The sequence below is a fragment of the Streptacidiphilus jeojiensis genome (assembly GCF_042510965.1).
GTDB classification, from domain to species: domain Bacteria; phylum Actinomycetota; class Actinomycetes; order Streptomycetales; family Streptomycetaceae; genus Streptacidiphilus; species Streptacidiphilus jeojiensis.
Map to the genome: position 1 here is coordinate 275180 of NZ_JBEUKS010000005.1, position 24232 is coordinate 299411.

The 24232-nt window shown below is 72.3% G+C and carries 23 protein-coding genes and 1 pseudogene; 10 read left to right on the top strand and 14 right to left on the bottom strand.

The features are described 5' to 3' along the window. Positions 1 to 5 precede the first annotated feature (5 nt). Positions 6 to 1229, top strand: coding sequence for a dihydrolipoamide acetyltransferase family protein (locus tag ABUW04_RS16230; protein WP_380565422.1), 1224 nt, complete (start codon positions 6 to 8; stop codon positions 1227 to 1229). Here ABUW04_RS16230 and ABUW04_RS16235 read toward each other — a convergent pair. Beyond that, the gene (locus ABUW04_RS16235) at positions 1160 to 1684 is read right to left on the bottom strand and encodes a DUF6069 family protein (RefSeq protein ID WP_380565424.1); all 525 of its coding nucleotides are present in this window, start codon (positions 1682 to 1684) and stop codon (positions 1160 to 1162) included. The two genes, ABUW04_RS16230 and ABUW04_RS16235, sit on opposite strands and share 70 nt — an antisense overlap. Positions 1685 to 1999: 315 nt before the next feature. Here ABUW04_RS16235 and ABUW04_RS16240 point away from each other — a divergent pair, with 315 nt between their 5' ends. Both ABUW04_RS16240 and ABUW04_RS16245 read left to right on the top strand, forming a co-directional pair. Beyond that, entirely contained in the window at positions 2000 to 2740 is a 741-nt protein-coding gene (locus tag ABUW04_RS16240) for an acetate uptake transporter (RefSeq protein WP_051724829.1), read from the top strand. A 79-nt stretch (positions 2741 to 2819) separates the two neighbouring features. After that, positions 2820 to 4610: a CocE/NonD family hydrolase gene (locus ABUW04_RS16245; protein ID WP_380565426.1), complete on the top strand. Its 1791-nt coding sequence runs from the start codon at positions 2820 to 2822 to the stop codon at positions 4608 to 4610. 43 nt (positions 4611 to 4653) lie between these two features. On the opposite strand, the gene ABUW04_RS16250 is transcribed toward ABUW04_RS16245, so the two are convergent. Further along, the gene (locus ABUW04_RS16250; protein WP_380565428.1) at positions 4654 to 5352 is read right to left on the bottom strand and encodes a TetR/AcrR family transcriptional regulator; all 699 of its coding nucleotides are present in this window, start codon (positions 5350 to 5352) and stop codon (positions 4654 to 4656) included. 67 nt (positions 5353 to 5419) lie between these two features. Then, positions 5420 to 5797: a hypothetical protein gene (locus ABUW04_RS16255; RefSeq protein ID WP_380565430.1), complete on the bottom strand. Its 378-nt coding sequence runs from the start codon at positions 5795 to 5797 to the stop codon at positions 5420 to 5422. Positions 5798 to 5938: 141 nt separating this feature from the next. Here ABUW04_RS16255 and ABUW04_RS16260 point away from each other — a divergent pair, with 141 nt between their 5' ends. Further along, complete coding sequence (locus ABUW04_RS16260; RefSeq protein ID WP_380565431.1) at positions 5939 to 6409, top strand: carboxymuconolactone decarboxylase family protein; 471 nt, start codon at positions 5939 to 5941, stop codon at positions 6407 to 6409. Positions 6410 to 6596: 187 nt separating this feature from the next. Beyond that, a complete protein-coding gene (locus tag ABUW04_RS16265) occupies positions 6597 to 7016 on the top strand; it encodes a TOBE domain-containing protein (RefSeq protein WP_380565433.1) in 420 nt (139 codons plus the stop codon). Between the two features lie 156 nt (positions 7017 to 7172). On the opposite strand, the gene ABUW04_RS16270 is transcribed toward ABUW04_RS16265, so the two are convergent. The 6 genes and pseudogenes from ABUW04_RS16270 to ABUW04_RS16295 all read right to left on the bottom strand — a co-directional run bounded on the left by ABUW04_RS16270 (position 7173) and on the right by ABUW04_RS16295 (position 11459). Further along, positions 7173 to 7610, bottom strand: a complete 438-nt coding sequence (locus tag ABUW04_RS16270) for a ricin-type beta-trefoil lectin domain protein (RefSeq protein WP_380565645.1) — start codon at positions 7608 to 7610, stop codon at positions 7173 to 7175. 3 nt (positions 7611 to 7613) lie between these two features. Further along, positions 7614 to 8885 (bottom strand): annotated as a pseudogene (locus ABUW04_RS16275) (alginate lyase family protein); the annotation flags it as partial. A 269-nt stretch (positions 8886 to 9154) separates the two neighbouring features. Continuing rightward, entirely contained in the window at positions 9155 to 9928 is a 774-nt protein-coding gene (locus tag ABUW04_RS16280) for an ABC transporter ATP-binding protein (RefSeq protein WP_051724827.1), read from the bottom strand. An 89-nt stretch (positions 9929 to 10017) separates the two neighbouring features. After that, positions 10018 to 10638 (bottom strand): MauE/DoxX family redox-associated membrane protein, encoded by a 621-nt coding sequence (locus tag ABUW04_RS16285; RefSeq protein ID WP_380565435.1) that lies wholly within the window; start codon positions 10636 to 10638, stop codon positions 10018 to 10020. Then, positions 10604 to 11146 carry a hypothetical protein gene (locus ABUW04_RS16290; protein ID WP_030249268.1) on the bottom strand — a complete coding sequence of 181 codons (543 nt, stop codon included), beginning with the start codon at positions 11144 to 11146 and terminating at the stop codon, positions 10604 to 10606. Before ABUW04_RS16290 ends, ABUW04_RS16285 begins: the two co-directional genes overlap by 35 nt. Before the next feature lie 109 nt (positions 11147 to 11255). Then, entirely contained in the window at positions 11256 to 11459 is a 204-nt protein-coding gene (locus ABUW04_RS16295; protein WP_030249265.1) for a hypothetical protein, read from the bottom strand. Positions 11460 to 11635: 176 nt separating this feature from the next. Here ABUW04_RS16295 and lepB point away from each other — a divergent pair, with 176 nt between their 5' ends. Continuing rightward, a complete protein-coding gene (lepB, locus tag ABUW04_RS16300) occupies positions 11636 to 12151 on the top strand; it encodes a signal peptidase I (RefSeq protein ID WP_380565436.1) in 516 nt (171 codons plus the stop codon). Positions 12152 to 12264: 113 nt separating this feature from the next. Further along, positions 12265 to 15189, top strand: coding sequence for an FtsX-like permease family protein (locus ABUW04_RS16305; RefSeq protein ID WP_380565438.1), 2925 nt, complete (start codon positions 12265 to 12267; stop codon positions 15187 to 15189). A gap of 33 nt (positions 15190 to 15222) precedes the next feature. Here ABUW04_RS16305 and ABUW04_RS16310 read toward each other — a convergent pair whose 3' ends face one another. The 3 genes from ABUW04_RS16310 to ABUW04_RS16320 all read right to left on the bottom strand — a co-directional run bounded on the left by ABUW04_RS16310 (position 15223) and on the right by ABUW04_RS16320 (position 21023). Continuing rightward, positions 15223 to 16008, bottom strand: a complete 786-nt coding sequence (locus tag ABUW04_RS16310) for an AfsR/SARP family transcriptional regulator (RefSeq protein ID WP_030249259.1) — start codon at positions 16006 to 16008, stop codon at positions 15223 to 15225. Next, positions 16005 to 17918, bottom strand: a complete 1914-nt coding sequence (locus ABUW04_RS16315) for an ABC transporter ATP-binding protein (RefSeq protein WP_380565440.1) — start codon at positions 17916 to 17918, stop codon at positions 16005 to 16007. Before ABUW04_RS16315 ends, ABUW04_RS16310 begins: the two co-directional genes overlap by 4 nt. 339 nt (positions 17919 to 18257) lie before the next feature. After that, positions 18258 to 21023 carry a discoidin domain-containing protein gene (locus ABUW04_RS16320; protein WP_380565442.1) on the bottom strand — a complete coding sequence of 922 codons (2766 nt, stop codon included), beginning with the start codon at positions 21021 to 21023 and terminating at the stop codon, positions 18258 to 18260. Between the two features lie 203 nt (positions 21024 to 21226). Here ABUW04_RS16320 and ABUW04_RS16325 point away from each other — a divergent pair, with 203 nt between their 5' ends. Together ABUW04_RS16325 and ABUW04_RS16330 are read left to right on the top strand one after the other, a co-directional pair. Further along, entirely contained in the window at positions 21227 to 21811 is a 585-nt protein-coding gene (locus ABUW04_RS16325; protein ID WP_030249250.1) for a Uma2 family endonuclease, read from the top strand. Then, the gene (locus ABUW04_RS16330) at positions 21808 to 22008 is read left to right on the top strand and encodes a helix-turn-helix domain-containing protein (RefSeq protein ID WP_380565444.1); all 201 of its coding nucleotides are present in this window, start codon (positions 21808 to 21810) and stop codon (positions 22006 to 22008) included. Before ABUW04_RS16325 ends, ABUW04_RS16330 begins: the two co-directional genes overlap by 4 nt. An 11-nt stretch (positions 22009 to 22019) precedes the next feature. Here the strand turns inward: ABUW04_RS16330 and ABUW04_RS16335 are convergent, their stop codons facing one another. Then, on the bottom strand, positions 22020 to 23096 hold the full coding sequence (locus ABUW04_RS16335; protein WP_380565646.1) for a YbfB/YjiJ family MFS transporter: 1077 nt from the start codon (positions 23094 to 23096) through the stop codon (positions 22020 to 22022). A 172-nt stretch (positions 23097 to 23268) separates the two neighbouring features. Beyond that, on the bottom strand, positions 23269 to 23571 hold the full coding sequence (locus ABUW04_RS16340; RefSeq protein WP_380565446.1) for a muconolactone Delta-isomerase family protein: 303 nt from the start codon (positions 23569 to 23571) through the stop codon (positions 23269 to 23271). A gap of 226 nt (positions 23572 to 23797) precedes the next feature. Here ABUW04_RS16340 and ABUW04_RS16345 point away from each other — a divergent pair, with 226 nt between their 5' ends. Next, positions 23798 to 24211, top strand: coding sequence for a DUF2218 domain-containing protein (locus ABUW04_RS16345; protein WP_380565448.1), 414 nt, complete (start codon positions 23798 to 23800; stop codon positions 24209 to 24211). Positions 24212 to 24232 lie beyond the last annotated feature (21 nt).

A 24232-nucleotide genomic window follows, 5' to 3' on the forward strand; every position in this document is an offset into this window, starting at 1 on the left:
ACCCCATGGACGTGACCATGCCCCAGCTCGGCGAGACCGTCGCCGAGGCCACCCTCACCCGCTGGCTGCACAAGGCCGGTGATCCGGTGACCGAGGGAGAGCCGCTCTTCGAGGTGTCCACCGACAAGGTCGACACCGAGATACCGGCCACGATGACCGGCATCCTGACCGAGATCCTGGTCGCAGCGGACCACACCGTCCCGGTCGGCACCCGCCTCGCGGTCATCGGCACCGGCGCGGTCGCCGATACCGATGCCGGAGCCGGGGCCGGGGCCGATACCGGTGCCGGGGCCGGGGCCCGCCACGGGACGCTCTCGCCGCTGGTGCGGCGGCTGCTCGCCGAGCACGAGCTGACGGCCGATCAGGTGACCGGCACCGGACCGGGCGGCCGGATCACCCGCGCCGACGTGCTGACCGCCGCGGCCGAGGCACCGGTGGCGCCCGGGGCCGTGGCCCAAGCCGCACCGCCCGCCCCCGAGGCCGCCGCCGCAGCAGTCACCGCCCCCGCGAACCCAGCTCAGACGCTGACCGTCCCCTTCAGCACCCGGCGCCGCCTGACGGCCGAGCACATGGTGCGCTCCAAGGCGACCTCGCCGCACACCCTGATGGCCATCGAGGTCGATTTCCACAACCTGGACCGGGTCCGCCGCGCCGCGGCGCAGTCCTGGCGCGAGTCGGAGGGCTTCAGTCTGACCTATCTGCCGTTCGTGGCCAGGGCGGTGGTCGACGCACTCACGGCCTTCCCGCACCTGAACGCCTCCGTGGGCGACAACGCCCTGCTGGTCCACCGCCGGATCAATCTCGGGATCGCCGTCGACCTGGACGCCGACGGCCTCGTCGTCCCGGTGGTGCAGAACGCCGCCGACAAGCGGCTGCGGGCCACCGCCCGCGAGATCTCCGCGCTGGCCGCCGGAGCCAGGGCGAACCGCCTCGGCCCGGACGCCTACGCCGAGGGCACCTTCACCATCAGCAACCCCGGCCCTTACGGCACCCTGCTGACGGCGCCGATCATCAACCAGCCGCAGGTGGCGATCCTGGCCACCGACGCGGTACGGCCCCGCCCGGTGGCCGTCCCCCTCCCGGACGGCAGCCACGCCGTGGTGGTCCATCCGGTCGGCAACCTCGCCCTCACCTTCGACCACCGGGCCGTCGACGGCGGCTACGCCGCCCGGTTCCTGTCCTTCCTCAAGGAGGCCGTCGAGACCAGGGACTGGTCCACCGAGCTCTGATCCGGCGTCCGCCGCTGCGAGGTCGCCGCCAGCGGCAACGCCCAGAGATAGCTCGCTATCGCGCAGGCCGCGACCACGATGTGCATGGCGAGCAGGGCGATCACGGCTGCGGCGTCGGCCTGGGCGGAGACGGCGAGCAGCAGCAGGTCGGGGATGAAGGACAGCGCGAGTACCAGTGGTGCGAGCCGGACGAGCAGCGCCCTGGGATCGCGGGCGCGCCTGCGCACGATCGCCCAGCCGGCCGCGCCGATCAGGACGCCGAAGGCGGTGAAGCTGGAGTAGGACCCGGCTTCCAGCGGCTTGAACTGCCGGGAGGCACCGGCCGAGTGGGCGATGGCGGCGATGGCGGTGTCGAGCAGGCCGCCCACCACGATCACCGCCAGCAGCGCGGCGGCGGTCGCCACCGCCCGGCGGGCGGCGGGAGGGGCGAGCTCGGACGGAGTGGGCTGGGACATGAGTGGTCCTGTCGGTCGTCGAGGGTGCGGCACACGGCAGGCCGAACCGCTATACGGATGCATAGCATCCGCTTGGTCGAGCGAAAGCGGATACACTTCATCCAAATGGTCCGCAAGGCCCGAATTTCCGCCGCACCGCCGCGACGGCTCCGTCAATCACCCCGCTGACCTGCGGCGATATCGGACGAGGCACCCTCCGCAGAAGCGGATATCTCATATCCCGGACGGCCCTTGACAGTGCTGCACTGACGCGCGAACACTACCGACCGTTCGGTTGGTCGCACGTCCTGCAACATCCAACGAAGGGTGCTTGTCATGACAGCCACGTCCGTCTCCCCCGCGGGTCCGTCCCCCGCTTCAGCCGCGCCACCCCGCATCGGACACGCGATTGCCGTCGGTGCCGCCGGCTTCGCCTGGTGCTCGCTCGCACTCGGCCTGTCCACCACCGGCGCGATGAACGCGGCGGGCAGCTCGGTGATCCTGACCGGGACGTTCTTCTACGGCGGCATCGTGCAGATGGTCGCCGGGTTCTTCGCCCTGGCCGCCGGCACCACCTTCGTCGCCGCGTTCCTCACCGCCTACGGCGCCTTCTGGCTGGGCTACACGGCGATCGAGTTCTACGTGGCCCCGCACATCGCCGCCGAGGTGGTCGCCGCGGGCGCCGGCACCGGGGCCACGCCGCAGGCCCTCGCGGGCCAGGCCCACCACGCCGTGGTCCAGGCACTCGGGGTGTTCCTGCTCGCCTGGCTGGTGGTCACCGTCGTCTTCACCATCGCCAGCCTGGGCACCAACGCCGTCACCCTCACCGCCTTCTGCCTGCTGGACCTCACCATCGTGCTGCTGGCCATCGCCTACCTCGGCGCGACCAGCTCCGGCGTGCCGGTCGACTCCGCACTGCACGCGGCGGGTTGGGCCGAGATCGTGCTGGCCGCGGTCGCCTTCTACGTCGTGCTGGCCGAGTTGGCCAACGACACCCTGCGCCGCACGGTCTTCCCGCTCTTCCCGCTGACCCGCTTCAGCGGTCCGGCCGCAGCCGCACCCGCCCTCGGCGCCTGAGACAACCCCCACCCGGCCCGGCCGCCCAACGCCACCCACGCGCGGCCCGGTACCTGCACCACAGTCAATGGAGACCTGCATGAGCACACGAACGCCGCTCGCCCTCCTCCGCCGGCATCCGAACGCGTCCACCCTCGCCACCGGACTCGCCGCGGCCACCCTGGTCAGCACCGCCCTCGCCCCCGCCGCCGGCGCAGCGTCGCACCCGGCCTGGACGCCCGAAGCGGCCGCCTACGGGGTGAGCGCCCCGGTGAACGTCTCGGTGAAGATGGACGACGGGGTGACCATCTCCGCCGAGGTGGTCTACCCCACCGACCCCGCCACCGGGGCCCGGGCCACCGGTACCTTCCCGGTGCTGCTCACTCAGAACCCCTACGGCAGCGCGCAGTCGGACCCGACCACCCCCGGGACCTACTTCGTCCAGCGTGGATACATCTACGTCGCCTCCGCGGTGCGCGGCACCGGCGCCTCGGGCGGCCAGCTCTCCTGGTTCGGGCAGCGCCAGGGCCAGGACGGCGCGGAACTGGTGGACTGGGCGGCCCGCAGCCTGGCCGGCTCGGACGGGCGCGTCGGCCTGGACGGCTGCTCCTACCTGGGTGTGGACCAGTGGTTCACCGCCGCGGCGGTCGGCACCGACTCCGCGCTCAAGGCGATCACCCCGTTCTGCACCGACTCCGACTTCTACAACGACCTGACCGCCAACGGCGGGATCCCCACCCCGTTCGTCGCCGGCATCGGCCGGGCCGAACCGCGCGGCCCGGAGGACGACCCCGCCACCGACCCGCAGTCGGTCGTGGTCGCCCAGCAGGCCACCGGTGGCTCCGACGCCTACGACAACGCCTACTGGCAGCAGCTCGACGTGCAGAAGCTGATGCCCACCATCGTGGCCAACGGCATCCCGGCGCTGACCGAGGCGGGCTGGAACGACCTGTTCCCGGGTGGGAACCTGGGCGACTACGTCGCGGCGCAGAACGCCTACTACCACCGTCCGCTGACCGCCCCGATCACCGCCGGCGAGCCGGTCACCGGCCGCTACCAGGCGATCGTCGGTCCCTGGACGCACGGGGAGAACGTCAACGCCACCACCCTGCAGAACCAGCGGCTGGAGTGGTTCGACACCTGGCTCAAGGGCGAGAAGACCGGGATGGCCGACACCTCCACGCCGCTGCACCTGTTCGAGAACGGCGCGAACCGGTGGACCGACACCGCGGCGTGGCCGCCGTCCGGCGACGCCAGCAGCTACTACCTCGGCAAGGGCACGCTCAGCCGGACCCCGGCCGGCGGCGGTGCCGACGACACCCTGGCCTGGGCCCCGGCCAGTTCCACCAACTCGCTGACCTACACCAGCAGCCCGCTGGCCTCGGCGGCGGTTCTTGACGGTCCGTCGGACGTGACCGTCTACGCCTCCTCGACCGCCACCGACACCGAGTTGAGCGCCACGCTCAACATCGTCGCCCCCGACGGCACGGTGACCAAGCAGGCCGACGGCGTACTGCTCGGCAGCCAGCGGGCGCTGTCCCCGCTGACCAGCTGGTACGGCCAGGGCGGCACCCTGCTCAAGCCCAGCCACCCGTTCACCCAGGCGAGTTCGCAGCCGGTCACCCCCGGCCGCACCACCCGCTACGACATCTCGCTGCTGTCCAACCTCACCGACATCCCCGCAGGGGACCGGATCCAACTGGTGCTCACCAGCCAGACCCCGTCCACCTTCCACTTCCCCGTCGCGCCCACACCGCAGGAACTGGCGAACCTGGCCGGCGGCGTCTACACGGTCGGCTACGGCGGGCCCGCGGCCTCCGTGCTCAACCTCCCGCTCACCTCACCCGACCGGTTCACCACCAGCCCGACCGACTGGGGCCCCGCGTCCTGACCGTCCCGCACCGGGCCTCGCCGGAGGCCCGGTGCGGACACCGCTACGTGGTCTTCTTCCGGCGGGTCCCGGCCCGACGGGTTCGCGCCTGCTCGGTACTGCTGTCGACCAGCGCGTCGTGCATCTGCTCGTCGGTGACCTCGAACGCGGGCAGCGGCGTCGGCCGGCCCGGCTGCGCACGCAGGCCGTCGATCAGGATCGTCAGATAGCGGCGCCACAGCTCGGGTTGGCCGATGTGATCGGTGACGGCGCCGACCATCAGCTGCAGGATGGGGAAGTCCGGCGGCACCAGGTCGCGCCGCAACGTGCCCTGCTCCTGGGCCCTGGCGACCAGTGCGTCGACGGACGGGGCGACCCGGTCGCGCATCTGCTTCTGCCGCGCCGGTCCGCGACCGGTACCGAGCATCACCTCGCGCAGCCCCCGGTCGAAGGACTGGACCTCGCACACCCGCTCCAACGCCCAGGTCAGCCCGACCCAGGCGTCCGGCTCGGTCAGCGCCTGGCGCAGGTACCCGTCCACGGTCTCGACCATGTCGTCGAACAGGGCGTCGACCAGCGCCTCCTTGTCGGAGAACTTCCGGTAGACGGTGCCCACCCCGACCCCGGCGTGGTGCGCGATGTCATTGAGCGTCGCTCCGACGCCCCGGTCCCGGAACACCTCCCGCGCCGCGGTCAGGATGCGCGCCAGATTGCGCTCCGCGTCCTTGCGCAGCCGCGGCGCCTGCTCGGGTTCCCCAGCCATCGGACAATCCTCGTCGCTCGAAATGGCGCCAGCATATCCGCCATTGATCACCGGCACGCCCGGCCGGCTACCAGGACCGGTCGGCGCGGTGGAACAGCACCGTCTCCACTGCCCGGAGCTGGCGCCCCAGCACGGTCAGGCGTTCGGCCTCGGCCTCGTGGGCGGCCAGGAGCTGTTCGGTCACCTGCGGACCCAGCACCTCCGACCATGCGTCGGCGACATAGCGCCGGTGGGCGCGGAGGGTCTCGATCTCACGGTCGATGCGCCAGGTGCCCAGCACCGCCAGGATCCAGGGCCGGCCGCGGAGGACCGGGTGCAGCCACTGGTCGGCGGGCAGGGCCTGGTGGAGCCAGCCGAGCGCGGCCTCGGGCAGGTCCCGGCTCAGTGGTGCGGGGAGGGCGGAGGGCCAGTCGTCAGGGGTCGGGCGGGACGAGCGTTCGCGCATACGTTCGATTCTGCCTTCATCTGCCGACACATACCAGACAGGAGACGCAGGTCACATCCAGCCGTGTCACAGCTCGCCGGGCTGTCCTGTCCTAAGGGGTGTATCCGCCGAACAGCGGCGGACAACGCCAAGGAGCGCACCATGGAAGCCCGCCTGACCGTCCTCGACAACCCGGTCGCAGCCAAGTCCGTGAAGCACATCATCGCCGCGAACCGGGCGCTCGCGGACTCGACGCTGCCGATCGCGACGCAGGAGCTGGTGCGGCTGCGCGCCAGCCAGATCAACGGCTGCTCCGGCTGCGTCGACATGCACACCAAGGAGGCCGTGCACGCCGGGGAGAGCCACCAGCGCCTGCACCTGGTCGCGGCCTGGCGCGAGGCCACGGTCTTCACCGAGGCCGAGCGCGCCGCCCTGGAGCTGGCCGAGCAGGGCACCCGCACCGCCGACACGGCCGGCGGCGTCCCGGACGAGGTCTGGGCCAACGCCGCCAAGCACTTCGACCAGGACCAGCTCGCCGACCTGGTCTGCGTCATCGCCCTGATCAACGCCTTCAACCGGCTGAACGTCATCACCCAGCAGCCGGCCGGCAACTACCAGGTCGGGCAGCACTGACGACGTCGGGGAGACGGCGAGGAGACGGCGAGGAGAGGACGGCCCGCCGATGCGGCCGACAGGGGCGACTCCCCCTCGCAGCTGCGACGGGGTCCCGGCGGGGCAGGCCGATGCTGGCTACGGTGAAGGAGACACCGCAGGCGGACACCTGCCCCCACCCCACCGCACCACGTGAGGACCGACCCCCATGAGCCTGAGCATCCGCAACCAGATCCCCGGCACCGTCACCTCGATCACCGCCGGGGAGGTCATGGCCACGGTGCGGACCCGGCTGACCGGCGGTCAGGACATCACCGCGGCCATCACCCTGGAGGCCGTCAAGGAGCTGGGGCTCGCCGAGGGCACCGCGGTGCGCGCCATGGTCAAGTCCACCGAGGTCTCACTGGCCACCGGACCGGTCCAGGGGCTGAGCATCCGCAACCGGATCCCCGGCACCGTCACCGACGTCGCCACCGGCGGCGCGATGGCCACCGTCAAGATCACCGTCGACGGCGGCGAGCTCACCGCGGCGATCACCAAGGACGCGGTCGCCGACCTCGGCCTGGCGGCCGGCAGCCGGGTCACCGCGCTGATCAAGTCCACCGAGGTCTCACTGGCCACGGTCTGACAGTTCAGCGGGAACGCATTCGGCGGGGACGCATGGGAACGGGCACGCGCCATGCCTCCGGGTCTCCCCGACGGCTGACGCGTGCCCACCCCGGCGCGACTCCCCAAGCCACGCCGGTCCGGACCCTTCACTGCACGGTGCCGGAGCCGGAGCCCGTCAGCTGGGCAGGGTCCAGGTCTGGTTGGCCGCCGCGGTGCAGGTCCAGATCTGCAGCGGGGTGCCGTTGGCGGAGCTGGGGCCGGTGGCGTCCAGGCACTTGCCGGACTGGGGGTTGACCAGTGAGCCGCTGGCCCCGGCGGTCCAGGTCTGCGATCCGGTGCCGTTGCAGTCGTACAGGTCCACCTTGGTGCCGTTGGCGGTGCCTGCGGAGGTGACGTCCAGGCACTTGCCCAGGGCCTGCAGCGATCCGTCGGACTCGACCGTCCAGGTCTGCGCGGCGGTGCCGTTGCAGTCGTAGAGGTCGATCGCGGTGCCGTTGGCGGTGCCGGCCGCGGTGACGTCCACGCACTTGCCGCCGTAGCCGGTGATCTGCCCGCTGGGGGCGGCCGGGGGTGCGGTGGTGGGCGGCGTGGTGGTACTGCCGGTGGGGACCACGTCGGGGTTGTCGGCGTTGGTGAGCGTCTGCCAGGCGACGAACAGGGCGTTGGTGCCCTGCGGGCGCATCTGCTCGGTGAGCGTCTGGGTGTTGGTCATCGCGATGCCCTCGCGGTTGTGCAGGGCGTTGAAGCCGACCTCGGTGACCGGGCCCAGGCCCTTGTTGACGCTGCCGCCGCACAGCCAGCTGGGCACGGCCGCGCCGAGTTCGTACTTCGACTGGAAGCCCAGGGCCTGCTGGAGCCTGGGGCCGACCTCGGGGTAGAGGTCCTGACCCTGGATCAGGGCGGTCTCGGCGACACTGGAGATCGAGGCGATGCCGTAACCGGTGTGGGTGAAGTCGCGGCAGGTCTCCTGGGTCAGTCCGTCGACGAAGGTCGACTGGCCCTGCCAGTAGGAGATGATCTGCGCACTGGTGGTGAGGTTCTGACTGGGCACCGTCTTGGGCAGGGCCCCGTCGGTGGACAGGTAGATGTAGGCCGGGACCCGGACCAGGAACTTGTTGACGGCCTTGGTGTAGTCGGCGGTGTCGTTGAGGTAGATGGAGATGCCGACCGCGGCCTGCATCATCACCAGTTCCCAGTTGCCGTTGCTGTTGGAGCCGTTGATGACCTCGGGCAGGTAGACGTTCTTCAGCATGGTGCCGAAGCGCGCCTGATTGGCCCAGCCGCCGGTGTAGGTGTAGCGGATGATCTCGGCGGCCTGCGGCCACATCGAGCCGGCCCAGCCGGTCTGCAGCGGGGCGTTGCTGTTGGTGTGCTCGGTGATGGTGGCCGACCAGGCGTCCATCAGCTTGATGGACTCCTGCGCGTAGGCCGCGTTGCCGGTGATGTACCAGGCCAGCGCATCGGTGTAGGCGGCGATGGCGTCCTGACGCTCGTCGGTGCAGCCGTAGTTGGGGTTGGAGACCGGGCCGCACTCGACATTGGCGCGCGGCGCGGGCACCCGGCTCAGCGAGGCGTAGGAGCTCGCCATCATCTGCGCGTAGGCGTCCTTCCAGGGCTCCGCACCGGCCTGCACCTGGGTCTTGACGTAGGCGAGCTGGGGCAGGCTGACGCCGACGCCGGGGTGGACGAAGGAGGTCGGCGCGGGGGCGACGGCCGGGGTGACCGCGGCGGCGTTCAGGCCGGCGGCGGGGGTGGTGGCCGCCAGGCTGGACGGGACGGTGAGTACACCGGCCAGCACCGCGATCAGCAGGCCGGTCAGCCCGGCGGCCCAGGCCGTCCTGCGCCGCCGGTGCGCCGGCGATCGCGGGGACTCGGGGGACGAACTCACGGGGGACGAACTCACGGGGGACGAACGCATGGGGAACGAACGCATGGGATGCCTTCCTGTGGGGGCGGAACCGATCCCGGGTTCAAGGATGTGAACTCATGTCATTGACATGAACTTGCAGGGGTAGGTCAGGAAGATAGGTCTGAACCAATCCCGCGTCAAGTCCCGTTCGATCGACCGTCAACTCATCTGCGGCGGAAGGAATCTGCGGCCGTCGTCGCGGCAGCGCCCGGACCTGCACCGATCGGCGCAGGCGGCAGGGACCGGGGTCACCGGCCGTCGGGCGCCTCCAGCCGTCCGTCCAGCAGGACCACCTTGCGCTCGCAGGTGTCCGCCGTGGCCGGGTCGTGGGTGCTCAGGACGACGGTCATCGGGTGCCGGGTGCGCAGGTCCAGGAGGAGGTCCAGGACCTCGCGGCCGGTCCTGGAGTCCAGGTTCCCGGTCGGCTCGTCGGCGAGCAGCAGCCGGGGGCGGTTGATCAGGGCGCGGGCGATGGCCACGCGCTGCTGCTGGCCGCCCGAGAGCCGGGACGGCAGCGCCGATTCGCGCCCGGCCAGGCCGACCGCGTCCAGCAGTTCCCGGGCCCGCTCGACCCGGTCGAACCCCGGCCTGCGGTAGGGCAGCACCGGCGCCAGCACGTTGTCCAGTGCGGTCAGCGCCGGCAGCAGGTGGAACCGCTGGAACACGAAACCGACACCGCGCCGGTAGGCCGTCAGCGAGCGGCGGTTGGCGGTGGCCAGGTCCAGCCCGTCCACGGTGAGCGAGCCCGAGTCGGCACGTTCGATCGCGCCGATCAGGTGCAGCAGGGTGGACTTGCCCGAGCCGCTGGGGCCGGTGAGGGCGGTGAGGCTGCCGGGCGCCAGCTCCAGGTCGACCGCGTCGACCGCGGTGAGCGACTTGCCGTCGGCGACCGGGAACGACTTGGACACTCCGACCAGACGCACCGCGGCGCCGACCGCGGCCCCGTCCTCGGTACCGCCCGGCGGGGTCCGCGGGTCGGAGCCGGACAGCGGGGCGGCGGGCGGAACTGCGCGGGAGGTCATACTGCTGGGCTCCAGGGTCCGTGCGGGAGTCGGTGTCGCGAGGCGGATCGGTGCCGCGTAGCGGATCGGTGGCTCGGTACGGGTCGGTGTCACGGTGCGGATCGGGCCGGGGGTCGGGCGTCAACGGTATCGGGCAACCGGCTTCCCGGGGCAGGGCGCAGCAGTTCGGCCAGGTCGTCGAGGCGGGCCACGGCGACGACCGGGGCCGAGGCCGCCAGCAGGCACAGCAGCAGCGCCGCGGCCGGGACCCGCCACGGCGCGGTGTCCGGTCCGGGATCCAGTGCCGCGACCAGCCCGAGGGCCAGCAGCAGCAGGTTCCTGACGATGTGTCGGACCGCCACCGGTGCCTGCGAGGCGCCGAAGCAGTTGCACGGGGCCGCGGTTCCCTGACGCAGCGTCAAGGAGAGCACCCCGGTGAACCCGCCCAGCAGCAGCACGGCCAGGGCCGGTCCGATCCGGCCCGCCCCGGGCAGCGCCCACAACGACGCGGCGACGCACTCCAGCAGCAGCACGACGGCGGCCGTCACCGAAGCGGCCCGCCCGCGCAACCCCAGCAGCGGGTCCAGCGAGCGGACGAAGGCCGACCGGGCCCGGTGGCTGCGCAGCTTCGAGGCTGCGGACGTCGCGAATACCCCGGCCAGCACCAGGTCGCAGCAGAGCACCAGGTAACGCACGTCAGTGCCGGACCAGTTCGGGAAGGTCGTCGACACCGTGCCCGGCGACCGCGACCCGGCCCCGGTCGAGCAGGTAGAAGCAGGGGTACGACTCCGCCGCGAAGGCCGTCGCCAGCGCCGAGGCGTCCGCTCCGGTGACCACCCTGGCCACCTCCCGCAGACCGGCGACGAGTTGGTCCCGGTGTCCGTCGGCCGCGCCGCGACCGGTGACCACGGCGAGCACGTCGTCCCGCCCGCCCGGCATCCGACCGGCGTAGCCGGCGGCGGCGCCGACCTCGGCCAGGCAGGAGTTGCAGGTGTCCGACATCAGCACCACCAGCCGGGTTCCCTGCCGCAGCCAGTCGGCGGTGACCGGCTGCCCGTCCAGATCGGCGGCGGTCGCCGCCCCTATCCGCGCGCCCACCGGCAGCAGCCGGTCCGCTCCGGCCACCCGTTCCAGCCGCGACGCGTGCTCGCGCAGCCGCCGGATCACGGCGAAGGTCAGAAACAGGTCGAACAGGCACAGCAGGCCCACGACGGTGACACCGGTCGCCAGGTACAGCACGCGCTCAACACTCCTTGGGGGAGGGCTCCTTGCGGGGCGGCCGGGGGCGCCCCCCCACCGCCGGGGTCGGCCCGGTGGCGGTGGCGCCGATGGGGGGACGGGGCGCGAGTCAGCCGCCGCTGCAGTAACTCCGGGTCGTACAGACCACGTTGCTGCTGGTGTAGCCGGTCGTGGTGTAGACCCACTCGCAGCCGGGCTCCCCCAGCAGGTAGCTGGTGGTGCGGTAGTAGGCCACCGTGCAGGCGGCGGCCGAGGTGCTGGGCAGCAGGACGGCGAGCATCCGGTCGCCGATCGAGCGGATTCTGCTGGTCATGCGTCTCCTCAGTGCTGTCGGTGCTGGGCCGGCCGGGTCGGCGGGCGACTGCGGCTGAGCCTGCGCCCCGTCCGTACCGACCCGCTACCGGGTCCCTACCGGACGGCTACCGACGGCCTGACGGCTCGCTACCGGTGGCGTTGAGACCGCTGGTCGGGAGCCGGAGAGTGGTCCGCATGCCGCACCGAACCGACGACCGCCCGGCCCCGCACCCCCTGGCGGCACACCCGGCGCCGTCGACCGTGGCCGTCCTGGCCGCTCTCGGCTGCGGCGCGGCCCTGGCCGTCGGAGCGCTGCTGGCGCTGCGCAGGCGGCTGCTGGTGGTGCGGGTCGACGGCGGAAGCATGCGCCCCGCGCTGGTGCACGGGGACCGGGTGCTGGTCTCCCGTACCCGCAGCCGCAACCGCAGCCGTACCCGCCCGAAGGTCGGCGACGTGGTGGTGTTCCGGCTGCCGGGCACGCCCGCCGACTACGGCGGGCGGCTGATCAAGAGGGTGGCCGCGGTCCCCGGCGACCGCGTCCCGGCGTCCGTCGCCGCCGCCGTCCCCCCGGCCGCGACCGACCGGGTGCCCGACCGCAGCCTGGTGGTGATCGGCGACGACCCGGGGAGCGTGGACTCTCGCACCTGGGGCTACCTCCCCGCCCCGCTGGTGGTGGGAGTGGTGCTGCGGCGGCTGCCCCGAACCGGTTGACGGGACGGCCGGGGCCAGGAAGCCTGGATCACAAGAGAGCGCTCTCCCCACGGTGGCGCGAGCCATGACAGACCATCATCCCACCATCGGCACAGTCCCTGGAGGTCCCCGGCGTGTGGACGGCAGTGCGGGCGCAGCTCCGCTACCGGCGGGAGCGGACGGCCGCGACCCTGCTGGCGATCCTGCTGGCGGTGACCAGCTTCGCCCTGCTCAGCTCGGCCGCCGAGGGCGCGCAGCTGCAGGCCGTCGGCACGGTGAAGGCCAACTTCCGTCCGCTGTACGACATCCTGGTCCGGCCCGCCGGCACCGCCTCCGCGCTGGAGCAGAGCCGCGGCCTGGTGCAGACCGACCAGCTCAGCTCACTGGGCGGCGGCATCACCCTCAGCCAGTGGCAGAAGATCCTGTCGCTGCCCGGGGTGTCGGTCGCGGCGCCGGTGGCGGTCGGCGGCTATGCGATGCAGACCGGTGAGGTCTCCGTCGACCTCGGCAGGTACCTCAAGCCGGGGGTCGAGAACCAGATCCTGAAGATCGACCCGACCTGGGTCACCGACCGGGGCACCAGCCGCATCCCGGACGGTCCGATCTACCTCTACGTCACCCGGGACCCGCTGCGCGGCGACCCCAAGGACCTGGTCGACCAGATGTACGCGTTGCAGCAGCACCCGGACGGCTCGGTGAGCCGGGTCTGCGTCTACGACGGTTCGGCCGCGGGCCCGTCCGCGACCGGCGGCAGTACGGTCCAGGGCCCGGCGCTGGACCCGGCCTCCCGCAGCCGCACCGCCTGCTGGTCCGGCAACCAGGACACCACCTACCCGACCTACGTCACCGACACCCCCGCGCAGAGCCGGTCCCCGCACGTGGTCATCGGTCTGACCGTGCCGATGCTGATCGCCGGCATCGACCCGGTCCAGGAGGCCCGGCTGGACGGCCTGGACCACGCCGTGGTCGACGGACGCTACCTGGCCGAGACCGACGGACCGTCGACCAGCACGTTCACCGACAGCGACCGCTACGACCGGACGGCCAACGGCCAGGTCTACAGCTCGCCCTCGATCCCGGTCCTGGCCTCGTCGACGCCGGACACCTCGGACCGGATCGACATCACCGTGAGCTCCCTGCAGCCGACCGTCGCCGACGCGGTGGCCGCGGGCAGCACCCTGATCTCCCGGCCCGACCTGCTCGCCCGACAGCCCGCGACCCCCTCCGGGAAGCTGACCGTGACGACCGATCAGGCCTACCGGCAGATCCTCGCCGCCATGGCCGCGCCACTGCCCAGTCTGGCGGCCCAGGCCTCCGGCTACGACCCGGTGGTCTCCGACATCTGGACCACCGGCAACACCACGCTGACGGCGCAGCGGGCCGGATCGGGATCGGGGCTGGCCGAGCAGCCGGTCGCCGTGCCCGGGACCGCCTGGCACAGCTCCGCCTACGACCCCGGGGCCGGCTGGCTCGGCCTGCCGGTGCAGCTGGAGGACACCGCCACCCGCACCGTGGTGGACCACTCCCCCGCCGACTCCAACAGCAACCTCTACGAGCCGGGGCCGGCGACCGACGGCGTGCACCCGCGGTCCAGCACCGAGCTGCGCAGCGTCGGGGTGTTCGACCCGGGCAAGGTGGACCTCGGGCCCTCGCTCGCCCCGGCGCCGATGGACCTCTACTCCCAACCCGGCGCCGCCGGCGCCGACGCCGCCTCCCGCACCGCCCTGGGCGGTGGCACGCTCGGCCCCGACGGCGACCCGGCCGGGCCGATCGCGCAGCGCCCCACCGTGCTGACCACGCTCAGCGCGCTGACCCGGCTGCAGAAGGCCCCCTACATCAACACCGGGACCGGTCTCGGGATCGACCCCGCCGCCCCGATCAGCACGATCCGGGTGCGGGTGAGCGGCGAGGTCGGCATCGACGCGCTCTCCCGGGCCCGGGTCAGCGCCATCGCGGACAGCATCCGCAAGGCCACCGGGCTGCAGGTCGACTTCGTCACCGGCTCCTCCGCCACCACGGTCGCCACCACCGTCCCGGCCGGCAAGTACGGCCGCCCGGCCCTCACCCTGGCCCAGCCCTGGCTGAAGCAGGGCGTGGCCGCCGTCGTGGTCACCGCCGTCAACCGCAAGAGCCTGCTGCTGGCGGTGCTGGTCCTGGTCGCCTGCGCGCTGGCGGTCGGCAACGCGTCCAGCGCCGCGGTCCGCTCCCGGGTCACCGAGCTCGGGGTCCTCGCCTGTCTGGGCTGGTCCCGGCCACGGCTGTTCCAACTGGTGTTCGCCGAGGCGGCGGCCGTGGGCGCGGCGGCCGGGGCGGGCGGCACCGGCTGCGCCTTCGCGCTGGCCCCGCTGCTGGGGGTGCACGTCAGGACCGGCTACGCGCTGCTGGCACTGCCCGCCGCGCTGCTGCTGAGCCTGCTGGCCGCGCTCTGGCCGGCCTGGCGGGCCACCAGGGCCGACCCCGGCGCCGCCGTCCGGCCCGCGGTCGCCTTCGTCCGCCGTCCCCGGCCGCGCCGCCGCATCAGCGCGCTCGCCCGCAGCAATCTGCTCCGGGCGCCCGGACGCACCCTGCTCGGGGCCGTCAGCCTGGCCCTGGGCATCGCCGCGCTCACCCTGATCGCCATGATCGACCTGGCCTTCCACAGCACCGTCTCCGGCACCCTGCTGGGCGACGCCGTGGTGCTGCAGACCCGTCCCACCGACTACCTCGCCGCCGGGGTCACCGCACTGCTCGGCGCGGTCGCCGTCGCCGACGTGCTCTATGTCAACATCCGGGAGCGCGCGGCCGAGTTCGCCCTGCTCGGGGCCACCGGCTGGAGCGAGGGCCAGCTCACCCGGCTGGCCGGCTACGAGGCCGCGGGCCTGGGCCTGATCGGCGCGGTACTCGGGGCCGGCAGCGCCCTGGGCCTCGCCGCCGTGCTTCAGCCCTCCCTGCCCCGGGCCGTCTACCTGACCGCCGCACTGGGCGCGGCGACCGCCGTGGTCCTAGCCGTCCTCGCCGCCGCCGCACCACTGCGCTCGCTGCGCGACCTGCCCACCGCCCGGCTGTTGGCCGAGGAGTGACGGAACGTCACATCTGATGCGAAGCCGAGCGGTTCAGACACCGGCCTCGACGCCGGGGGCGGCCCCGTGCCGGATCAGATGGGCCAGCCGCTGCAGCGACTGGCCGGGGCTGATCCCGAGTTCGTCCTGCAGCAGGGTCCGACCGGCCTCGTAGCAGGCGAGCGCCGCATGGCGCTGCCCCAGCCGCAGATAGGCGTGGATGACCAGTTCCCTGGCCCGTTCCCCCAGCGGATTGCTGTCGAGCTCGGGGCCCAGGTCCTCCAGCACCGCCCAGAAGCGTCCCCGGCGCAGGTCGTGGGCCGCCTTGTCCTCCAGGGCGATGGAGCGCAGCTGCTCCAGCCGCGCCGCGTGCAGCCGCACCTCGTCGCCCGGCACATCGGCGAACGCCGGTCCGCGCCAGTGCCGCAGCGCCTGGTCGAGCAGCTCGCAGGATGCCTCCGCATCCCCTGCGGCGGCGAGGGCCGAGGCCCTGCGGGCCGCCCCGGTGAACTCGTCCATGTCGCAGCAGTAGCCCTCGCCGCCCAGCTGGTACCCGGGCGGGCGGGTGACCAGCACCGCTGCCGCCGCCGCGGCGCCGGCCCCGTGCAGGGCCTTGCGCAGCGCGGAGACGTGCCCCTGCACCTTGAGCACGGCCGACCTCGGCGAGCGCTCGCCCCAGACGCCCTCGATGATGCGGTCGATCGGCACCACCGAGCCCGAGCCCAGGGCCAGCAGCGCCAGCACCGTCCTGGTCTGCGGCGCGCCGATGGCCACCGGCCTGCCGTCGACGGTCAGTTCCATCGGCCCCAGCACGGACACCCGTACCTGCGCCGCGCTCATCGCCCGGCACCGCCGCTCGGCTCCGCGGCCGCCAGCTGGTAGCCGGCCGCCTGGGTTCGGAACAGCTCCGCGTAGGCGCCGCCGCTGCGCATCAGCGCGTCGTGGTCGCCCTGTTCGATGATCCGGCCGCCGCGCAGCACCACGATGCGGTCGGCCTGCCGCACCGAGGAGAGCCGGTGCGAGATCAGCAGGCTGGTGCGCCGTGCGCGCAGCTCCACCAGCCGCGCGTGCACCTGCTGTTCGGCCTCGGCGTCCAGACCGGACGAGGGTTCGTCGAGGATCAGCAGGTCCGCGTCGCGCCGCAGCAGCGCACGGGCGAGGGCGATCCGCTGCCACTGACCCCCGGACAGGGCCACCCCGGTTCGCCCGACGTCGGGCCCGGCCCCGGGGTGCGCGGCGGGCCGTCCTTCGGGCCGGTCCTGCCGGCGTGCGGCGGTGGACGTCGCCGCGAAGGTGCGGCTGAGCATGGTGCCGTAGCCGTCCGGGAGGCCGGCGACCAGGGTGTCCACTCCGGCGGCGGCCGCGGCCGCGCGCACCCGGGCGCCGCCGTCGGTGTCCGGCCGCTCGGCCCCCGGGAGCGTGGAGACCTCACCGACGGCGATGTTCTCGGCGACGGTCAGCGCATAGGTCGTGTAGTCCTGGAACAGCACACCGATACGGCGCCGCAGCGCCGCCGGGTCCAGCTCCCTGAGGTCGACGCCGTCCCAGGTGATGCTGCCGAGCTGTGGGTCGTACAGCCGGCACAGCAGTTTCACCAGGGTCGACTTGCCCGCGCCGTTCAGTCCCACCAGCGCGACCGATCCCTCGGCCGGCAGCGACAGGGTCACTCCGCGGAGCACCCACTCCTGGTCCGGGTGGTAGCGGAACCAGACGTCCCGCAGCTGGATGCCGGTGTGCAGCGGCCCCGGCAGGCCCCCGGCCGTGGACGGCTCCGGTGCCGGTCCCGGCACCGGCCGCGCGCCGACGACCGCGTCGTAGTGGCCGTACAGGGCCAGCGCCGGACCGACCCCGCCGATCTGGGACACCAGTCCGGCGAGCGCGCCCTGCACCCCGGCCAGCGCCGCCATCAGCAGCACCAGGTCCCCCACCGGCTCCCGGCCCTGACCGACCCGGGCCGCGGTGACCAGCAGGGCCGCCGCCGAGACGGCCCCGGTGAGCAGGGCCAGCAGCGAGTCCACCCGCAGGGTGGCCCGGTCGACCGTCCGCTCCTGCTGCTGGGACCGGGTCAGTTCGCTGACCATCCGACCCCGGAACAGCGGCCCCAGGCCGAACAGCCGGATCTCCGCGGCGGCGCGCGGGTCGAGCATCAGCGAGCTGTAGAAGACCTGGCGCCGCAGCTGCGGGCTGACCTGCGACTGCACCTGGACCCGGCGCTCCGACAGCCGGGCCTGGGCTACCACCGCCGGCACCGCCGAGGCCAGCACCAGCGCGGCGGACAGCGGTGAGACGGGCAGCAGCGCCACCAGGAATCCCACGAAGGTCACCGCCGACTGGGCGCCGCCGATGAACTGCTGGGCCAGCAGCGCGTTCCCGCCGGTCGCCGCCTGCTGCGCCAGCCTGAGCCGGTCCTGGAAGCCCGGATCCTCCAGCTCGGCGACCCCGACCGGGGCCACCACGGCTCCGAACAGCCGCCCCAGGGCGTGCTGCGCGGTGCGCCGCCCCAGCTCCCGGTCGGCGTAGACGCCGAGGTACTGGGCCGTGGCCGCGGCGGCGCCGAACAGGCACAGGGCAATCAAGGGAACTTCTGCTGCCGACACTTGATGTTCCGTCAGTCGGTCGATCGCCTGCCTGGTCAGCCAGGCGACCGCGACCGGCGCCGCGCCGACGGCCAGGGCCGCCAGCACCCGTGCCGCCAGTGCCACGGGTGCCGCCCGGGCCAGTTCGGCGGAGGCCTTCGGAAGCAGTCGCACCAGGCGGGGCCGCCGGCCTGCCGTTCCCGCACGCCGATCGGCCCCGTTCCTCCGAGCGGACACAGCACTCCCCCGCCTCTCCAGCCTCTCACCCCGTCGCGCCCCTCGGCCGTACCATCCCCGAGCATCCGAGAGAGCGCTCTCCGGCCGACCCGAGCATCACTCAGGTACAGACCGCTGTCAATCGCTTGGGCAACAATCACACCTGCGGCGGGGCCGGGGCCGTACCCAACTGCAGCACTGAATACCTGGTCTGACGCCTGTTCAGCGGACGTGCGAACGCGGTTCCGGCACCGGGTCGAAGGCCCGGTGCCGGAACCGCGTCGCGGGGTGCTGCTACTACTGGTTCCAGACCTGGAACTCGGAGACCTGGCCGGCCGGCCAGCCGGTGTTGGCGGTGATGTTGGCCCGCAGGTAGCGCTGCGAGGTGGCCGGGAAGGTGATGGTGACGGTGTTGTTGGCGGACGGGGTGAAGGTGTAGGTCGCCGACGCCTTCACCGTGGTGAAGGTGGTCCCGTCGGTCGAGCCGAGCAGGGACAGCGTCTGGTCGCGTGCGCCCCAGCCCGCGGGCAGTTGCAGCACCACCCGGCTCACCGACTGGGACGATCCCAGGTCCACCTGCAGCCACTGCGGGAACGCGTTGTTGGCGCTCTCCCAGTACGAGGCCTGGTTGCCGTCGGTCGCGTTGGACGAGGCGTAGACGTCGTTGTGCGACGACTCGGCGGTCGGCCGGCCCGCGGCGAGGTTGGTGGCCACGGCCTGCCCGGTGGCGAACTGCAGGCTGTTGAGGTTCCAGCCGCCGTTGTCCTGATTGACCGTCAGCACCTGCTGTCCGGCCGGCAGCGTCACCTGGGTGCTGACGGTGGCCCAGTTCTGCCACCCGCCCGTCGCCGGCAGGCTGACGCCGCCGCTGAGGTTGGCCCCCGAGGCGTCGGAGATGTGCAGGGCTCCGGTGACCGCGCTGGGCGCGGCGATCCTCAGGTTGACCGTGTAGGTGCCTGCGGTGGCGACGTTGACGGTGTAGCGGAACCACTGGCCGCCCGAGGTCCAGCCGAGGTCGTAGCCGCCGCCGGTGTCGGAGGTGGTCTCCAGGTCGACGCCGTCCCCGCGGTAGGCGTTGCCGGTGCCGTTGACGGACGACACGTTGTATCCGAGGCCCTGGCCGCCGGTGTCGTAGTTCTCCGCCTGGACCGTGCCCGGGACGGCGGCGGCGGTGCCGCCGTACGGCCCCTCGACGGTGCCGCCGCCGTTCCAGCTGTTGCCGCTCGCGGTCGCGGTGAAGCCGGAGGAGTTGTTGACGAACGGCACCATCCCCGAGCCGAGACCGGTGACGGTGTTGCCGGTGATGGTGGCCGATCCGGTGGGTGCGGGGTAGAACGGCGGCGCGATGACGACGCCGTTGCGCCAGGGCGCGGTGACCGTGTTGTTCTGCAGCAGCGTGTTGGTCGAGGTGGAGAAGCCGATCCCGTCGTAGAGGGCGTTGATCACAGTGTTGTTGGTGGCCGTCACATGGTCGACGGTGCCGACGTTCTGTCCGTCGCCGCCGTTGCCGATCTGCAGCGCCGGCTGGCCCTGGCTGTAGCCGTTGCCGCCGGAGCGGACGATGGTGTTGCCGTTGACGGTGGCGGTGAGCAGATCGCTGCCGTTGACGCCGAAGCGTCCGGCGCCCAGGCCGATGTAGCGGGCGGTGTCGGCGATGTAGTTGTTCTCGACGTCCTGGTTGCTGCCGCCGTAGATGCCGATGCCCTTGCCGCCCCAGGGTGCGATGACGGTGTTGTGGGTCATGGTGATGTGCGACATCGCGGTGTAGTAGGTCTTGTTGCCGCTGGAATCGGTGTTGTAGTTCACCGAGTTGATGGCCATGCCGTCGTCACCGGTGCCGCGGACGAAGTTGTTGGTCGCGGTGAGGTTGTTGCCGACGGAGTTGTTCAGCGACACGTTGTTGAGGTTGATGCCGTCCGCCCACACCGCGGTGACGCGGCTGTTCTGCACCGTTCCGCCGGTGCCGGACGCCCAGAAGCCGGATTCGACGTGCTGGCTCCAGATGCTGTCGGCGACCCAGTTGGTCCCGGAGGTGTCCATGGCGCCGCCACCGCCGTCGACCATCTCGCGGCTGGTGGAGTCGGAGTCGAGGTGGAAGTCGTGGACGTCGCAGGAGGTCAGCTCGAAGGTGGCGGCCAGCGGCGTGCTGTTGGGCAGCGGCACGTCACGGTAGATGGTGCTGTACCACATGCCCGCGCCGGCGATGGTGATGCCCTGCGCCTTCAGCCCGGTGGTGCCCTTGAGGTAGAAGGTGCCGGCCGGGATCCACAGGATCTTGCCCTGGGACTCGGCCTGGTTGATGCAGTTCTGGATGGCGGCGGTGCTGTCGACGGCCGCGCTGTCCGCGGCCCCGTTGGTCGGGTTGTTGTCGGCCACCGCGCCGCAGCTGGTGATGGAGATGGAGTTGGCCGGCTGGGTCGCCGGCGCCGGCGGGTTCTCCACGTCCATGACGTCGATGTAGTAGAACGCTGCGGTGTTGGCGGCGTCCTTCTTCAACGTGATGGTGCTGCCGGGGGCGATCGCGGCGCCGGTGACGAAGGTGTGCGACTCGTCGAAGAACTCCCGCGGGTCGCCGTCGGCCGGGTTCTGGTCGCTGCCGTTGTAGTTGGTCCCCTCGTAGAACCAGCTCTGCCGGGAGTTGAGGTTCAGCGCCTGCCGGAACACGCCGTCGACGTAGAGGTCGAGGGTCGCCGTGGTACCGCCGCCGGTGGACGAGTCGGGGATGCTCTCGCGGAGGTTGAGCGCGGTGATGGGCGCGCCGGTGGTGTTGGTCCACTGCACGGCCTGACCGGTGTTGGTCAGCTGCACATAGGCGTGTCCGGAGGCCTCCACCGCCGGACTCGAGTACTGCGTCGTCGGCGCGGAGGTCAGCGACACGGCGGTGGCTCCGCCGCTGAGCGTCCCCGCCTCGGCCTCAAGGCTGGTGAACGGGACCGTCGCCCCGGCGCCGGTGGCCGCCGCGGCCGGCGTCGCCGCGACCGGGACCAGCAGCGGGCCCGCCAGTAAGGCCGTGACGGCCAGTCCGATCCAGGCGCGCGGGGCAGTGCTGGGCAGGAGTCTCATCGGGTCCCTCCCTGGGATCTGGCATGCACAGAGAAAGGCACTGTGCCGCAGGGAACGTAACCGTGTCGACATCCATCCGCAATGGTTTGATACATCTCTGCAAAAATTCAACTTCACTGCGGATTGCGACCACTACCCGACCCCGGGGTCGGACCAGGAGCGGGGAACTCCGGTATGACGATTTCGTCATGTACGGTTGACTCATGACCGCCGCCACGAAGCAGGAGATCTACCGACACCTGCGCGCGTTCGCTGCACACTTCACGCCGCCGGCGCCGTTCAGCCCCCGTGTCGAGATCAGCGACGGTCAGATCATCATGATGATGAGTCCGGCCGGCCGCCACGACCTCGCCGCACTGCGCATCGAGCGTCAGCTCCAACCGCAGCTCCCCCCGGGGATCGTCGCCACCACCTCCGGTGACATCGAAGAAGCCGCCCTGGGCCAGCTGCGCCGTCCTGACGTGCTGGTACTTCCGGAGGCGGCCATGGACACGGATGACGCCATCAGTCCCCGTGCGCTGCTGGCGGCAGTCGAGATCGTGTCGCCGTCGAATCCGGAGAACGACTACGAGAGCAAGCTGCGCCACTATCCCCAGCTGGGCATCCCGCACTATTTGATCGTCGACCCTCGCGACGGCACCTGCGTCCACTACTGGGCCATCACCACCAGGAGCGGCACCGCTGCCTACGACGCCCGTGTGCCCTATGTCTTCGGTGACAAGATCACCATCAGGGAGTGGGTCATCGACACCGGCGAGCTGCCGCGCTACGACCAGGACCCGCAGTGACGGCCGCCGAGCTGATCCGTAACAGACGCACCGCATTGGGCCTGTCACAGGCGGAGTTGGCCGCGCGAGCCGGCACCGGCCAGGCCTTCGTCTCCCGGGTGGAATCCGGCAGGACCACCCCCACCCTGCCCGTACTACAGCGCCTGGCCGCCGCACTGGACTGCGATGTGGTTCTGAACCTCGAACCGCACCGCTGAAGGATCTGCGGTCACCGCTCGCCCGGTGGGAATCCGATGCGCAGCACGGCTGCCGCTGCGGCGGCGGCGAGGACCACGGCGGCGGCCAGCAGGAGGGCCTGGTGGTAGCCGTGGTGGAGGAGGGGGGTGACGGCGACGGGGCCCAGGATCTGGCCGACGGAGTAGCCGGCGGTGAGCAGGGCGACCGAGCGCGGGAACCGCAGCTGCGCTCCGGTGGCCAGCGCGAGGGTGCTGATGCCGATGAAGGTCCCACCGAACAGGGTCGCCGAGACCAGGGCGGCGGCGATCCCACCGACCAGGGCGGGCAGGGCGATGCCGACCGCCTGCACCAGCAGCGCGGCCAGCAGCAGGTCGGGACGGGACCATCGGCGTCCCAGCCGGGCCCAGAGCGCCGCGGACGGCACCGCGGCCAGTCCCACCAGCACCCAGGCGCCGCTGCCGATCCAGCCCGGCGAGGACTGCCCGATCGCCGCGACCAGGAAGGTGCCGGCGATGATGTAGCCGATGCCCTCCAGCGTGTACGAGGCCAGCAGCCAGCCGAACCAGCGGTGGGCCCGCGGCTGTTCCCCGTGGTCGGCCGCGTCGCCGACGGGCGCCGGGCGCAACGTCCAGGCCGCGGCGGACAGCGCCGCCGCCAGTGCGGCCGCGGCCCACCAGGCTGCACGCCAGTCGGCCGCCTGACGCAGCACCAGGACCAGCAGGCCGGACAGCGCGATCCCAGCGCCGACACCGCCCAGGCCCCATCCGGGCAGCTGCGGCGGGTACTCACGCAGATGGTTGAGCAGCGAGCTGACCGCGATCACGAAGACCAGTGCGCTCGCGACACCGGCGAGCAGCCGCAGCACCGCCCAGACCGGTACGGCGTGGCTCAACGGCATCGCGGCCAGCGACCCGGTCAGCACCACCAGGGAACCGCGCAGCGCCGTGCGGGAGCGCACGGCCGCCGGGACCAGGATCCCCACCAGCGCACCCGCCAGGTAGCCGACGTAGTTGGCGGTGGCCAGGTTCGCGCCGGCCGAGGCGCTCAGCCCGGCCTGAGCGTGCATCAGCGGCAGGATCGGGGTGTAGACGAAGCGGCCGACGCCCATGGCGGCCGCCAGCGCGGCGGCGGCCCGCAGGACATCGGCCCACGGGGACCCGGCACCACCCCCGGGCCGTGCGGACGAACGGCGGCGCCCCTCGGCGGCCACGGCGGCGCCCGGGGTTGCGGAGCTCATGACGGGGTCCTCGCTCGTGGTCGGTGGACGCGGTGAGGATTGCTCAGGCGCCGGCTCCGGTCCAGCCCGGGTCGTTGGGGTGCGACTCCAGCGGTGTGATCACGGCGGTCATCCACGGTCGCAGCGGGAGGCTGCCGAGCACCTTCTCGTTCAGCTCGGCCTCGTCGGCGGCCCGCCAGATGCCGAGGCTGCGCAGTTCACCGACCGGACGCCACAGCCGCCCCAGGTTCCCGGCGGCGGCGAGTTCCCTGGCCCGGACGGCTTCGGCCGCGCGACGACGGTCCACCTCGGCCTGCTCGGTTCCCTCGGGGACGGTGGTGGTCAGCTCGACCAGGAACTCCCGCATGGCCCTCTCCCTGTCTGCCGTGGCGCCCGCTGCCGGGTGCCGTTGACTCCACCCTGACTCACCGCGGTCGGTGGCGCCACGACCGGCTTCCTCCCTGCTGGTAGGCCAAGCCTCCCAGACAGGGTGAGGACACTATGTCTTGACAGCGACACTATGTATAGCAAAACTGGCGGCGCGGCGCCTCGAAACCCTCGGCACCGCGATTCCACGACCCGGGAGGCCCCCCGTGCACCACCCCCGCTCGCACACCCCCGACCCCGCCCCGGCCGACCCTGCGCCCGCCGACCCTGCACCCGCCGACAACGGCCGCTGGCAGGGACCGGTCAGCGCCCACGCCCGCGTCCCGACCGAGCGCGGCGAGCGGTACGGCAAGCAGCTGTGCGGTCACGCCGCCTGGAAGGCGTCCCGGGCCCAGTGGACCCCGCCCGACGGAGTGATCGAGTTCCCCGGCTCCACCGGCGTCTGCCGCATCACCGCGGAGCCCGACTGCCTGCTGCTGGCCGTCGACGCCGCCACCCCCGCCGACCTCGTCAGGCTGCAGCAGATCGTCGGGGGCAACATCGAGCGCTTCGGTGCACGTGAGGACCTCACCGTGACCTGGACCGACGGACCGGGCCACGGTGCGACCAACGGTGGGTGATTGCGTTCAAGAGTTTTATTT